The sequence below is a fragment of the Pseudomonas sp. MPC6 genome (assembly GCF_006094435.1).
GTDB lineage: Bacteria > Pseudomonadota > Gammaproteobacteria > Pseudomonadales > Pseudomonadaceae > Aquipseudomonas.
Genome location: NZ_CP034783.1, coordinates 675,862 through 689,523, shown reverse-complemented (window position 1 = coordinate 689,523; position 13,662 = coordinate 675,862). Strand labels below are relative to the sequence as shown.

At 59.6% G+C, this 13,662-nt stretch carries 10 protein-coding genes and 2 tRNA genes; 5 read left to right on the top strand and 7 right to left on the bottom strand.

From position 1 onward, the window contains the following. Window positions 1-101 precede the first annotated feature (101 nt). The gene (locus ELQ88_RS05095; RefSeq protein ID WP_138963987.1) at window positions 102-2,696 is read left to right on the top strand and encodes a hypothetical protein; all 2,595 of its coding nucleotides are present in this window, start codon (window positions 102-104) and stop codon (window positions 2,694-2,696) included. A gap of 105 nt (window positions 2,697-2,801) precedes the next feature. Here ELQ88_RS05095 and dnaB read toward each other — a convergent pair whose 3' ends face one another. From dnaB to rnr, 7 genes are all read right to left on the bottom strand, one after another. Next, complete coding sequence (gene dnaB, locus ELQ88_RS05090; protein WP_128874305.1) at window positions 2,802-4,196, bottom strand: replicative DNA helicase; 1,395 nt, start codon at window positions 4,194-4,196, stop codon at window positions 2,802-2,804. A gap of 121 nt (window positions 4,197-4,317) precedes the next feature. After that, window positions 4,318-4,764: a 50S ribosomal protein L9 gene (gene rplI / locus ELQ88_RS05085; RefSeq protein WP_003197251.1), complete on the bottom strand. Its 447-nt coding sequence runs from the start codon at window positions 4,762-4,764 to the stop codon at window positions 4,318-4,320. Between the two features lie 19 nt (window positions 4,765-4,783). Beyond that, window positions 4,784-5,677, bottom strand: a complete 894-nt coding sequence (locus tag ELQ88_RS05080) for a hypothetical protein (RefSeq protein WP_128874304.1) — start codon at window positions 5,675-5,677, stop codon at window positions 4,784-4,786. Window positions 5,678-5,713: 36 nt separating this feature from the next. After that, window positions 5,714-5,944 carry a 30S ribosomal protein S18 gene (gene rpsR / locus ELQ88_RS05075; protein WP_002551829.1) on the bottom strand — a complete coding sequence of 77 codons (231 nt, stop codon included), beginning with the start codon at window positions 5,942-5,944 and terminating at the stop codon, window positions 5,714-5,716. A 28-nt stretch (window positions 5,945-5,972) separates the two neighbouring features. Continuing rightward, window positions 5,973-6,395, bottom strand: coding sequence for a 30S ribosomal protein S6 (gene rpsF / locus ELQ88_RS05070; RefSeq protein ID WP_003217491.1), 423 nt, complete (start codon window positions 6,393-6,395; stop codon window positions 5,973-5,975). Window positions 6,396-6,712: 317 nt separating this feature from the next. Continuing rightward, entirely contained in the window at window positions 6,713-7,480 is a 768-nt protein-coding gene (rlmB, locus tag ELQ88_RS05065) for a 23S rRNA (guanosine(2251)-2'-O)-methyltransferase RlmB (protein WP_128874303.1), read from the bottom strand. Continuing rightward, window positions 7,477-10,119 carry a ribonuclease R gene (gene rnr, locus ELQ88_RS05060; protein WP_138963985.1) on the bottom strand — a complete coding sequence of 881 codons (2,643 nt, stop codon included), beginning with the start codon at window positions 10,117-10,119 and terminating at the stop codon, window positions 7,477-7,479. Before rnr ends, rlmB begins: the two co-directional genes overlap by 4 nt. 226 nt (window positions 10,120-10,345) lie before the next feature. On the opposite strand from rnr, the gene ELQ88_RS05055 reads away from it, so the two are divergent. From ELQ88_RS05055 to ELQ88_RS05040, 4 genes are all read left to right on the top strand, one after another. Continuing rightward, a tRNA-Leu gene (locus tag ELQ88_RS05055) sits at window positions 10,346-10,432 on the top strand. Window positions 10,433-10,599: 167 nt separating this feature from the next. Beyond that, window positions 10,600-10,686: transfer RNA gene (locus tag ELQ88_RS05050), tRNA-Leu, on the top strand. A 283-nt stretch (window positions 10,687-10,969) separates the two neighbouring features. Beyond that, complete coding sequence (locus ELQ88_RS05045; RefSeq protein ID WP_138963983.1) at window positions 10,970-11,980, top strand: extracellular solute-binding protein; 1,011 nt, start codon at window positions 10,970-10,972, stop codon at window positions 11,978-11,980. Further along, a complete protein-coding gene (locus ELQ88_RS05040) occupies window positions 11,980-13,545 on the top strand; it encodes an iron ABC transporter permease (protein WP_128874300.1) in 1,566 nt (521 codons plus the stop codon). Before ELQ88_RS05045 ends, ELQ88_RS05040 begins: the two co-directional genes overlap by 1 nt. Window positions 13,546-13,662 lie beyond the last annotated feature (117 nt).

Below are 13,662 nucleotides of genomic sequence, written 5' to 3'. Positions count from 1 at the left end.
TTTACAGACCTGTGAGGCGCATAACCGGCAATGACGCCGAATGCCCCGTCATCATCCAGCTTGTGGGTGCTGATGCGGCAACTGTTCAAGGATGAAAAATAATGTCACCAAAACTGCCTGCCAAAGGCACAGTCACCGTCGATATCCACACCCGTCCCAAGCCGCCGTCGGACGGACACACATCGCTACCCGACACCCTGCCGCGTGTCGATTTCGGGCCGTCAATCACGACGAATCCGCCAAATCCCCCCAGGGCAACCGGAACACCGGGGGACGTCGACCTTGACGCCATCGCGCCAGCACCGCCAGTCACGGCTAGCGAGCTACCTGTCGCCCTGTTGCCTGCACCCACGGCTGCGCAGCGTCCACTGGAGCATTACCGGGTCGCTTCGGTGGCTCAACTTCCCGCTCCCGACGCCCAGGGATACAGGACGTTCAAGGGACGCCAGTACGTCGATGTGGCGGGCGGCAGCATCGTGCAGATCGGGGCAGATCCGGAAACCGGCCTGTACCGGGCCAAACTGCCGAGCGAACTGCAACCTTCAGGCCCGGCGCTCGCGCGGGACCCCGACAGCAAGCTCTGGTATCCACTGGATGAGGTTGAGGCAGCGACCTACCCCTTGACCTTCACCCGCCTGGAGGCCTTTCGCACGCCCCTGGACTTGACCGGCGTCGACCCGGGCAGCGACGGGCTACATCGGCTCGATGGCAAACTCTACGTGGTCATTCAGAACCACGCCTATCAGGTCCTGCAGGACTTTGAGGCATCCTCGCCGCGGGCTCCCGTGATGCGCATTATCCGGGCAGAGGACCCCATCGCCCTGGACGACAACAACGTTTATGTCGCCACTCGCCCGGGAAGGTCGGAGCCGATTGTTTTCGATGATCGGGACGGCTGGGTGGGAATTGCCGTCGTCGGCGCGGGCGGTATGCGGGCGGCGGGAAACAGAACCTTGCAAGATCGGTTCGCCGGGCAGATAGAACTATTGCATACAGAGTCCGCCATGCTCGAGGCGGCCAGACAGAGGAGAATTCAACTAACGACTCGCTGGGAGGAAGTAATCGGCGCAGCAGGTGAAAGAACGGCTCTGATACTTTTGGAAGTACAAATTCACCGAGAACTCGCTTTGCTGGAAAACATGACCACCAAGTACGTGGACGAACACGATTGGCTGATTCTTGTTAAAGCAAACGGTGTCTATAGAAATGAACTGCATGAACTTCGCGAACTTAAAGTTTCAGGTTACCACCGTCTCATTGCTGCCAGCGATATGCGCAAATTGCTGGAGGTTCGGCCAATCAATGACCCGACGGCTGCCTACCAAACTATCGCCGAACACCTGATGAAGAAACGCAACATTTTGCAGAAGTGCCAGCAAGTTGCCCATGAAATCCAGGCCAGCTCGCGCTCCTCGGAGCTTGAGTTGGCTGACCTGGGTTATGACGCGAAGGAGATTCATGAAGTCACCGCCGGTTGGGTCGAAGCCCGAAGCCGACTGCTGACGGACGACCCAGGCAACAGCGACGCTGAAGCGGTGCACCTGGCGCACTCTTTCATTGAGGCTGCCTCCGCATTCCGGGGGATCGAGAGCATTCCTGAGGTCGCCCGCATCGCGGCGCTGACCGATCTGCTCGATCAAAGCGCGGCCATCAGGTCCTCGTACGAGAATCTGGACCTGCCGCCAGACTCACCCCAGGCCAACTCCCGGCGTGAAATCACAGAGGCCGTCCAGATCTTCGAAACCGCGCTGGAGAGTCAGATGGCGCGTTATCACCGAGACCAGGAAAACACCTCGGCGCTACCGGCACAGGATCAGCCCATTGATTTCGACTTCGTTCCCGCGCAAGGCAGAACCGGGCGGGCACCGATGCCCAGGCGAGTCTTTCGCGCCAAACACCACGGCGTCTACAAGATCAGTGTCGGTCAACCGCGTCGCACCGCATCCGGTATAGAGCTGATCGATGTGATCGATCCCAACAACTCGGCACAGGTCCTGCGGACCTACGAGCAAAGGGAGGGAGAATGGCGCCGGGTGCAACGCGCACAAAACCGAGCGCTGCCTGAACTGATGGCGCAAGCCACTCAGAGACTGGAGCAATCCGACTCGCACCTGAACAGTGCCAGGCAGGATGAGCGGGGAAAACGCAACGCCACCAATATCGTCGAATTTCTCGGTGGCAAAGCCGAAGCCCTCGACGACCTGGCCCGACAGCTCGAACTCGCGCCGAATCCGACCGGCAACAACATCGCAGCCCTTGTCCAGCGCCTGAGGCAAGACAGTCAGCGCCTGCGCACCGAAGGCGAGGACATCCGCATCCGGCTCTACAAGGACAAAGCCTTTCTGAGTGCGGACCGCCTGGCGTATTTGATCAGCCAGGAACAGATCGGCGTCGTGAAAACCCATAGCCGATTGGCGCTCGGCAAGGGCAAGCGCAAGCACTTTCTCGACATCTACTCACTCAACGACAGACGCACCGCAGAGCCCTTGTGGCACGCCCATTTCCACTATGAAAAGCAGGACAGCCCTGTGTTGAACTTCACGGCAAAGGGGGGGCATCTCAAAACTCTCGAGCAGAGCGGACTGGGCGCTTCCTCTCAGCGCCAGGATGAACAGGCCGGCCGGGAGCACGTTCCCATCTGGCGCGAAACCATTGATGGCCGCACGGCACAGAAAATCTTCGAGCTGGCGTCGTAAAGCGATTGCGGGCCGGCAAGAACGCCGGGGAAGAGGCCGCTGCCGAAACCGATAATGCTTCGACCGGGTAAAAAGAACGGCTGGCCGAATGATTTCGGCCAGCTGTCATTCGTCGTCGAAATTGTAACTGCCCGGCGCGAGGTTTTCGAAGCGGGTGTACTTGCCGATGAACGCCAGTCGTGACGTGCCGATCGGACCGTTCCGCTGCTTGCCGATGATGATCTCGGCGATGCCTTTATGCTCGGTTTCCGGGTGGTACACCTCGTCCCGGTACACGAACATGATCACGTCAGCATCCTGCTCGATCGCTCCGGATTCCCGGAGGTCGGAGTTGATCGGGCGCTTGTTCGGCCGTTGCTCCAGGGAGCGGTTGAGCTGCGAGAGCGCCACCACCGGGCAGTTGAATTCCTTGGCCAGGGCTTTCAAGGAACGGGAGATTTCGGAAATTTCGTTGGTCCGGTTGTCGCCACCGGAGCCCGGGATCTGCATCAATTGCAGGTAGTCGATCATGATCAGGGCGACATCGCCGTGTTCACGCACCAGCCGTCGGGTCCGCGCACGCATTTCCGAGGGGCTGATACCGGCTGTATCGTCGATGAACAGCTTGCGATCGTTGAGCAGGTTGACCGCCGAGGTCAGGCGCGGCCAATCGTCGTCGTCCAGGCGACCGGCCCGGACCTTGGTCTGGTCGATGCGGCCCAGAGACGACAACATACGCATGATCAGCGATTCGCCTGGCATCTCCAGCGAGTAGACCAGAACGCACTTGTCGCTGCGCAACACGGCGTTTTCCACCAGATTCATCGCAAAGGTGGTTTTACCCATGGACGGACGGCCGGCGACGATGATCAGGTCGGACGGCTGCAGGCCGCTGGTCATCCCGTCGAGATCGGTATAACCGGTGGACAGGCCGGTAATGGCGTTGTCGGTGTTGAACAAGGTGTCGATGCGGTCGATGGCCTTGGTCAGCAGGTCATTCACGCTCACCGGGCCGCCGGTTTTTGGCCGGGCCTCGGCGATCTGGAAGATCTGCCGCTCGGCTTCGTCGAGAATCTCTTCCGCCGTGCGGCCTTCAGGGTTGAAGGCGCTATCGGCGATCTCGGTAGCAATGCCGATCAGTTGCCGCAGGGTCGCCCGCGCGCGAACGATCTGCGCATAGGCCTTGATGTTGGCGACGGACGGCGTGTTTTTTGCCAGTTCGCCAAGGTAACCAAGACCACCGACTTGCGAGGTCTGACCTTCCTTGTCCAATTGCTCGGCAAGGGTCACGACGTCGATCGGCGAGTTCCGGTCGGCCAGTTTGGCGATTGCGCGGAAGATCAAACGGTGGTCATGCCGATAGAAATCGCCGTCCGAGACTTGATCGAGCACGCGTTCCCAGGCGTTGTTGTCCAGCATCAGACCACCGAGCACGGCCTGTTCGGCCTCGATGGAATGCGGAGGCACCTTCAGGGACGCGGTTTGCAGGTCATATTGCTCGGGAGCGGAGATATCGTTCATGGCCACTTGAATAGGTTTGTGAAAATCAGGAACTGCAGAAAGACAAAGGGCACGACCTGTAAACAGGATCGTGCCCGATGTTACCGGCAAGCACCCTAGGGTGCCAGCCGACAAGTGCTGCTTAAGCTGCTACCACGACAACGCGTACGGTGGCTTCAACTTCGGCGTGCAGGTGCACGGCTACGTCGAATTCGCCTACGTTGCGGATGGTGCCGTTCGGCAGACGAACTTCGCTTTTTGCAACTTCAACGCCAGAGGCGGTCAGTGCATCAGCGATGTCGTGGGTGCCGATCGAACCGAACAGCTTGCCTTCGTCACCGGCGGTGGCAGTGATAGTCACTTCCAGCTCAGCCAGTTGGGCGGCACGGCTTTCAGCCGAAGTTTTACGGTCTGCTGCAGCTTTTTCCAGCTCGGCACGACGCTCTTCGAACGCAGCCAGGTTGGCAGCGGTCGCAGCGGTAGCTTTGCCGTAAGGCAGCAGGTAGTTACGACCGTAACCAGCCTTAACGTTCACTTTGTCACCCAGGTTGCCCAGGTTGGTGACTTTTTCCAGAAGGATCAGTTGCATGTGAAAATCCTCTTAACTTTTAACCTTCACCGTTCGCGCTATCGACGTCTTTCGGCGTCGAACGACCGCGAAAATCAATCAGGCTGTCGACGATGGCCAAGACCACCAGCAACGGATAGATCAGCTGCATGAACAGCAACAGCGTGACGTACAACCCCACCAGCCAGAACCTGGCCAGTCGCTTTTGCGCCACCAGCCCGTGAATCAGGGCCAGCCCGGCGAATACCAGCGGTACGCTGCACAACGGCGTCAACATGGCCATCTGCGGACCGATGTTCGGCCCCAGAAGCATGAACGCCAGCAGCAACATCGCCGGCCCAAGCGGGAATCGGATGGCGCGAAACTCGCGACCAAAACCACCCGGGTTGTACAACAACGCCTGCCAGTAGCGCCCGAAAATCAGGCTCAGCACACTGACGATTTGCAACAAAGCCGCAATCAGGCCGGTCAGGACCGGTGCAATCAGGGACGCAAAATGCGCTTGCTCGTCTACCGACAACTTTTGGTAGACATCACCGAGTAGCGACGGCATGACTTTTATCAAAGCCTGCGCCAGCATCTCGATCTGCGGACCAAAAGCCGTCCCCAGCACCACTGAAAACACCACTCCCATCGCTATGCTGACCAGCAGCACGCGGTTCCAGGACTCACTTGCGCGTAAAACCAACGCAAGGCTCCAAGACCCCAGCAACACGAGAAGTGAGCGTGGGTCATCGGCGTAAAGCCACCAGATCAATGCCGGCAGCAATCCCAGAGCAAGAACGCTCGAGGCGTCCTTCCATCCGCGCCGCAGGAGCACGAAGCATCCAGCGGCAGCACCCAACCAATACAACAACGGCAATGCTGCGCATCCAGCCACTACCAGAGTGGCCTGCATACGGCCGCGCATGATGAACTCAGCTAAGGCACGCATGCTTTCAATCCTTTGCTACGTGTCGACTGCCCGGTCTCAGCGGCCGTGGCTGTCGGTGTAGGCCAGCAGGGCCAGGAAGCGGGCGCGCTTGATAGCGGTGGCCAGCTGACGCTGATAACGTGCTTTGGTACCGGTGATACGGCTTGGAACGATTTTGCCGGTCTCGGATACATAGGCTTTCAGGGTGTTGAGATCTTTGTAATCGATCTCTTTCACGTCTTCAGCGGTGAAGCGGCAGAATTTACGACGACGGAAGAAACGTGCCATGTAATAGGCTCCTCAAAAGGTCCGTGGATTACTCGTCAGCGTTATCGCTGTTGTCGCTGTCATCACTATCAGCGCTTTCAGCGCCTTCGTGCTCAGGACGGTCGCGACGCTCACGGCGCTCACTGCGGTTTTCTTCAGCCTTGAGCATCTCGGATTGGCCGGTAACGGCTTCTTCGCGACGGATGACCAGGTTACGGATCACTGCATCGTTGTAGCGGAAGTTGTCTTCCAGCTCGGCCAGGGCCTTGCCAGTGCACTCAACGTTCAGCATCACGTAGTGAGCCTTGTGAACATTGTTGATTGCGTAGGCCAGTTGACGACGGCCCCAATCTTCCAGACGGTGGATTTTGCCGCCGTCTTCTTCGATCAGCTTGGTGTAACGCTCTACCATGCCGCCGACTTGCTCGCTTTGATCCGGGTGGACCAAAAAGATGATTTCGTAATGACGCATGAATGCTCCTTACGGGTTGTAGCCTGCCGCTCAAAAGCGGTCAGACAAGGAGTGAATGACACTTATGGACTTGCCCGCGATAGACACATGCGTGCCTGCCGTCACAGCAAGGGGCGCAATTGTAGAGAAGGGATGGGAGAGGTGCAAGGCAATTGGTGATTATTTGAACAGTTCGTTCACACCACCAATCTTCGCTTCACCACAAACCACTGTGGGAGCGGGCTTGCTCGCGAATGCGGTAAATCAGTCAACATTGATGTCGACTGACACTCCCTCTTCGCGAGCAAGCCCGCTCCCACATTTGGATCGCATGCAGCTTAGGACTTCTTGGCGGTTCCGGCGGCCTTGACGCTGCGCTGGCGCTTCGCCTCGAACAGGCACACTCCAGTCGCCACTGACACGTTGAGACTGCTGACGCTGCCAGCCATCGGCAGGTGTACCAGGTAGTCGCAAAGATCACGGGTCAGGCGACGCATGCCACTGCCTTCCGCACCCATGATCAGGATGGTCGGGCCGGTCATGTCCTGCTGGTACAGACTCTGCTCGGCCTCGCCCGCGGTACCGACGACCCACAGGCCCCGCTGCTTGAGTTTTTCCAGCGTGCGCGCCAGGTTGGTCACGGCGACCAACGGAATCACTTCCGCCGCACCGCAAGCCACCTTGCGTACCGTCGGGGTCAGGGTCGCCGACTTGTCCTTGGGCACAATCACCGCCAGCGCACCGGCCGCATCGGCCGAGCGCAGGCAAGCGCCAAGGTTGTGCGGATCGGTCACGCCGTCGAGCACCAGCAACAGCGGTGCGCCTTCGGTGCGGTCGAGCAGCTCATCGAGCATCGCCTCGCCCCAGACCTGGCTCGGACTCACTTCCGCCACCACGCCCTGATGCACGCCTTCAACCCATGCATCCAGCTCACGACGCTCGGCATTGCCCACGGCAACGCGATTTTCCGCAGCCAGCTCGATCAGCGTCTGAACCCGCGGATCGCTGCGGCCTTCAGCCAGCCAGATCTGCTTGACCCGTTTTGGGTGGTGACGCAACAACGCTTCTACCGCATGCACGCCGTAGATCTTTTCCAACTGACTCATGACTTGGCCTTAGGTTTACGTACCCCGCCGCTTTTGGCAGCTGGAGCGGAACCCGCCTTGGGCGGGCCTTTACGGTGTTTGCTTGGTTTGGCTGGCTTGCCGCCGGGAGCCTGGTCAGGCGCCGACCGTCCGGTCTTTCCCCCAGACGCCGCTTTACCGCCGCTCTTCGCTTCAGACAGCAATGCCTGCTTCAGTTCACGACTCTTGCGCAATTCGGCATTTTTCGCCGCGGCATCGCTTGGGCGATAGGCTTCGACAGCCTTTTCCTTGGCAGGGCGACGACCGGTTTTCGCCGGTGCCGGCTCTGCTGCGGTTTTAGCAGCCGATTTGGTAGCCGGCTCGGTTTTTTCAGTTCCGCGTTTTTTGCGACCGATCGGCGCGCTGATGGTTTTTTCAGCCATCTCGAAGTCGATCTTGCGCTCGTCGAGGTCGACGCGCATCACGCGCACTTCAACGGTATCGCCCAGACGGAAGCTGCGGCCGGTACGCTCACCGGCGAGGCGGTGATGCACAGGGTCGAAGTGATAGTAATCGCCCGGCAGCGCGGTGACGTGCACCAGGCCTTCGACGTAGATATCGGTCAGCTCGACGAACAGGCCGAAACCGGTCACGGCGGTGATCACACCCGGGAACGACTCGCCCACGCGATCTTTCATGAACTCGCACTTGAGCCAGTTCACCACGTCACGGGTGGCTTCGTCGGCACGGCGCTCGCTCATCGAGCACTGCTCGCCGAGCTGCTCCAGGATCGCTTCGTCGTACGGATAGATGCGCGCCTTCGGAATGGTCATCGCGCCAGCACGGCGAACGTGCGGGGTGTTCATTTTCGAATGGATGACGCTGCGGATCGCCCGGTGCGTGAGCAAGTCCGGGTAGCGGCGGATCGGCGAGGTGAAGTGGGTATAGGCTTCGTAATTCAGGCCGAAGTGGCCCTGGTTATCGGCGCTATAAACCGCCTGGCTCAACGAGCGCAGCATGACGGTCTGGATCAGGTGGAAATCCGGACGGTCCTTGATGCTGGCCAGCAACGCCTGGTAATCCTTCGGCGACGGGCCGTCCTTGCCTTTATGCAGGGACAGGCCGAGCTCGCCGAGGAACGCGCGCAATTTTTCCAGGCGCTCCGGTGGCGGGCCATCGTGGACCCGGTACAGCGCAGGAATTTCGTGCTTTTTCAGGAATTCGGCGGTGGCCACGTTGGCCGCCAGCATGCATTCCTCGATCAGCTTGTGGGCGTCGTTGCGCACGGTCGGGCGGATCTCGGCAATCTTGCGCTCGGTGCCGAAGATGATCCGGGTTTCCTGGGTTTCGAAATCGATCGCGCCACGCACGTGACGAGCGGCCAGCAGCACTTTGTACAGTGAGTAAAGCTGCTTGAGGTGCGGCAGGACGTCGTTGTACTCGCCACGCAGCTGACGCGCCTCGGTGAGTTTCGGCGTTTCCAGCATCGCGCTGACCTTGTTGTAGGTCAGGCGGGCATGGGAATGGATCACCGCTTCGTAGAAGCAGTAATCGGTCATCTCGCCGGATTTGGAGATGGTCATCTCGCAAACCATGGCCAGGCGATCGACGTGCGGGTTCAGCGAACACAGGCCGTTGGACAGCTGCTCAGGCAGCATCGGAATCACGCGCTCGGGGAAGTACACCGAGTTGCCGCGAACCTGGGATTCGTTATCCAGCGCCGAACCGATTTTCACGTAGCTGGAAACGTCGGCAATCGCCACGTACAACTTCCAGCCACCGGAGAACAGGCGCAGCTTGCCCGGTTTGGCTTCGCAGAAGACCGCGTCGTCGAAGTCGCGAGCGTCTTCACCGTCGATGGTGACGAACGGCAGGTGACGCAGGTCGATGCGTTTCTCTTTGTCTTTCTCTTCGACTTCCGGCTTGAGCTTGGCGGCTTCTTTCAGCACGGCCTCAGGCCAGACGTGAGGAATGTCGTAAGTGCGCAGCGCGACATCGATCTCCATGCCCGGCGCCATGTAGTTACCCACGACTTCCACCACGTCGCCTTGCGGCTGGAAGCGCGGCGTCGGCCAGTGAGTGATCTTCACTTCGACGAATTGACCGATCTTGGCGCTGGCATTGCGGCCCGGCGTCACCAGCACTTCCTGCTGGATCTTCGGATTGTCCGCCACCACGAAACCGATACCGCCCTCTTCGAAGTAGCGACCAACGATGGTTTCGTGAGCGCGGGAGACCACTTCGACGATCATGCCTTCGCGGCGACCGCGGCGATCCAGACCGGAAACACGGGCCAGGGCACGGTCGCCGTCGAAGACCAGGCGCATTTGCGCCGGGCTCATGAACAGGTCGTCACTGCCGTCGTCCGGGACCAGGAAGCCGAAACCGTCACGGTGACCGCTGATGCGGCCCAGGATCAGGTCGAGCTTGTCCACCGGCGCGTAGGTCCCGCGCCGGGTATAGATAAGTTGAGCGTCGCGCTCCATGGCGCGCAGGCGGCGGCGCAGGGCTTCGATCTGGTCTTCTGTGGTCAGACCAAACTCTTCGACCAACTGCTCGCGGTTAGCAGGCGAACCCCGATCAGCAAGGTGCTGAAGGATCAGTTCGCGGCTAGGAATAGGGTTTTCATATTTTTCCGCTTCACGAGCGGCCTCGGGATCGAGGGACTGCCAATCGGCCATTAGAGAGTTTTCACCTTGTCTATATGCGGGTTAGTTTGGCATAGGCGTAATGAAACGGGAAATTTCAGGCTATGACAGCCCATCTAAAGCCCTTAATCGACACCGCAAAACTGATTTCAGTGCCACTGGTAAAAAATTCCAGGTTTTTTTGATGCCAGGGGTTTACAGTTAAAACGACGCTCCGTATAGTGCGCGCCATCGACGACGCACTAGCGTTGCCGATACTGCCCAGATGGTGAAATTGGTAGACACGCCAGCTTCAGGTGCTGGTGACCGCAAGGTCGTGGAAGTTCGAGTCTTCTTCTGGGCACCAATTTCGAGCTTGAGATTAGATCAATTTCAAGGCTTGCACAAAAACCCGCGAAAGCGGGTTTTTTGCATTTGGGGCTTTTTGATTTATCAAAATCAAATCAGGGGTTTACAGATCAAAAAGCTCTCCGTATAGTGCGCCACATCAACAGCGGCAACGCTGAAGATTATGCCCAGATGGTGAAATTGGTAGACACGCCAGCTTCAGGTGCTGGTGACCGCAAGGTCGTGGAAGTTCGAGTCTTCTTCTGGGCACCAATTCAAATTCAAGGCCACGGTCTTGAATTTCACAGAAACCCGCGAAAGCGGGTTTTTGCGTTTCTGGCCTCCATAAATTACCTCCTCCCCCTGTAGGAGCGAGCTTGCTCGCGAAAAACCTGCGAGCGCCGCGGGGTGCCAGATTTACAGCGTTATCGTTCACGCCCATCGCGAGCAAGCTTGCTCCTACAGAAGCAGTGTTGTCCCCGCAAGCGCACTTGAGAAACAATATCGTTTATCATTGTTGCAAGATTTTGCAATGCGACAGTGAGGAACCCTGCGAATGATGTTTCGAAATACCCTGCGCCGCGGCCTGACCATTACCCTGCTCGGCCTGGCACTAGCCACTCCCCTCACCCAGGCCGCCGATCCAGTTTCCCTGACGCTCTATAACGGGCAACACAAGGAAGTCGGCGACGCCATCGCCAAAGCCTTTGAAGCCAAGTCCGGGATTCACGTCAATGTACGTAAAGGCAGCAGCAACCAACTCGCCAGCCAGGTCGTCGAAGAAGGCGATCGCTCCCCCGCCGACGTGATCTACACCGAAGAATCGCCACCGCTGAACAAACTCGGCGAACAGGGCTTGCTGGCGCCGACCGATGCCGCCACCCTCGCCGTTCTGCCAAAGGACTACGTCGCCGGTAATGGCACCTGGATCGGCATCACCGCGCGGGTCCGTGTCGTCGCTTACAACCCGAAACTGATCGACGAAAAAGACCTGCCCACGTCGGTGATGGAATTCTCCGACCCGAAATGGCAAGGCAAGGTCGGCTTCGTGCCTACCAGCGGCGCGTTCCAGGAACAGGCCGTGGCGATCATCAAGGTGCACGGCATGGACGCGGCCGAAGAATGGCTGACCGGCCTGCGTGCATTCGGCAAGACTTACAGCAATAACATGGTTGCCCTGAAGGCCGTGGAAAATGGCGAAGTCGCCACTGTGCTGGTGAACAATTACTACTGGTTCGCCCTGCAGCGTGAAAAAGGCCAGCTCGATTCTAAACTGCATTACTTCACCGGCGGCGACGTCGGCGGGCTGATCACCGTTTCCAGCGCCGCCGTGCTGAAATCCAGCCAGCATCCAAAAGAAGCCCAGCAATTGCTCGCCTACATGGCCAGTGAAGAGGGCCAACGCGTGATCACCCAGACCACCGCCGAATACCCGCTGCACAAAGGCATGCAATCGGATCGTGGCCTGAAGCCGTTCAGTGAACTGCAAGCGCCGAAAGTCACTCCGGCCGACCTCGGCAATGCCGAAGAAGCCCTGGACCTGGAACGTGACGTTGGCTTGAACTGATGAGCGCAACTTTATCCACCGCTCGCGCGCGCGGGGGTTATGTGCCACGGCGCAAACGGCCATCGATCTGGCTGTTGCTGCCGGTCCTGCTGCTGGTGGTGCTCAGCCTGCTGCCGCTGGCTTATGTCGGGCTCAAGACCTGGCAAGCGGGCTGGGCCGAAGCGCTGCACCTGCTGTGGCGACCGTATGTGTTCGGCCTGCTGCGCAACACCCTGGCACTGATGATCGGCGTCACCCTGGCCTGCGGTGTGATCGGCCTGTCACTGGCCTGGCTGCTGGAACGCAGCAATCTGCCTGGGCGACGCTTGTGGGGTGTCATCCTGTGCTTGCCGTTCGCGGTGCCGGCGTTCGTCAGCAGTTTTACCTGGGTTTCCCTGAGCGCTCACTTCGAAGGCCTGGGCGGGGCCATTCTGGTGATGACCCTGTCCAAGTATCCGCTGATATTTCTGCCGGTGGCGGCGACGCTGCGCAATCTTGACCCGTCGCTGGAAGAGTCCGCCCGCACGCTGGGACAGAATCGCCTGGGCGTCTTCTTCAAAATCACCCTGCCCCTGCTCTGGCCATCGCTGCTGGCCGGGTCTCTCCTGATAGCGCTGCACATGCTGGTGGAGTTCGGCGCGCTGTCGATTATCGGCCTGCAGACTTTCACGACCGCCATCTACCAACAGTTCGAGCTGGAATTCAGCAACGCCAACGCGGCGATGCTTTCGGCGGTGCTGCTGGGACTGTGCCTGGTACTGCTGTGGCTGGAGTTGCGAGTGCGCGGTAAAGGCCGACACGTGCGCACCGGCCAGGGCGCGGCACGCCGGGCAGAACAGGTTCGCCTCGGCCCCTGGGCGACTGTCGGACAGCTCTACTGCTTGACGCTGGCGATCATCGGCAGCGGCATCCCGCTGGGAATGCTGGCGTACTGGTTGGCGGTGGGTTCGTCGGCGGCGTTCCCGGTAGCCGCGATCAGCGAGGCATTGCTCTCGTCCCTGGCACTGTCCCTCGGTGGCGCAGCGCTGTGCCTGGTGCTGGCGGTTCCAGTGGGATTGCTGGTGGTGCGTCACAAGGGCCGACTGGCGATCTGGGCCGAGCGCCTGCCGTATCTGCTGCACGCACTGCCAGGGCTGGTGATTGCCCTGACACTGGTGTATTTCGCGCTGCACTATGTGCCGGTGCTGTACCAGACTTCGACGTTGCTGCTGATCGCTTATGCGCTGCTGTTTCTGCCGCTGGCTCAAGCGCCGATCCGTACGGCCCTGAACAAGGCTGCGCCGCAACTGGAAGAGGCCGCACGCACGCTGGGGGCGTCGTCCTTCAGTGCGTTTTGCCGGGTGACTCTGCCGATCATCTTCCCGGCGCTGGGCGCCGCGTTTGCCCTGGTGTTTCTGGATGCGATGAAGGAGCTGACGGCGACGCTGCTGCTGAGTCCGACCGGGCTTAACACCTTGGCGACGGAGGTCTGGGCGCATACCGCGAATGTGGAATTTGCGGCGGCGGCGCCTTATGCGGCGTTGTTGATAGTGGTGTCGGGGTTGCCGGTGTATCTGTTAACGACGCGGATGTATCTGAGCCGCTGAGACCGCCATCGTCGGAGCGCCGCCCGGAGCAAGCCCGCTCCCACAGTTGACCGAGTTCTTCCAGAAGGAACGCGATTAAATGTGGGAGCGGGCTTGCTCGCGAAGAGGCCAGCGCGA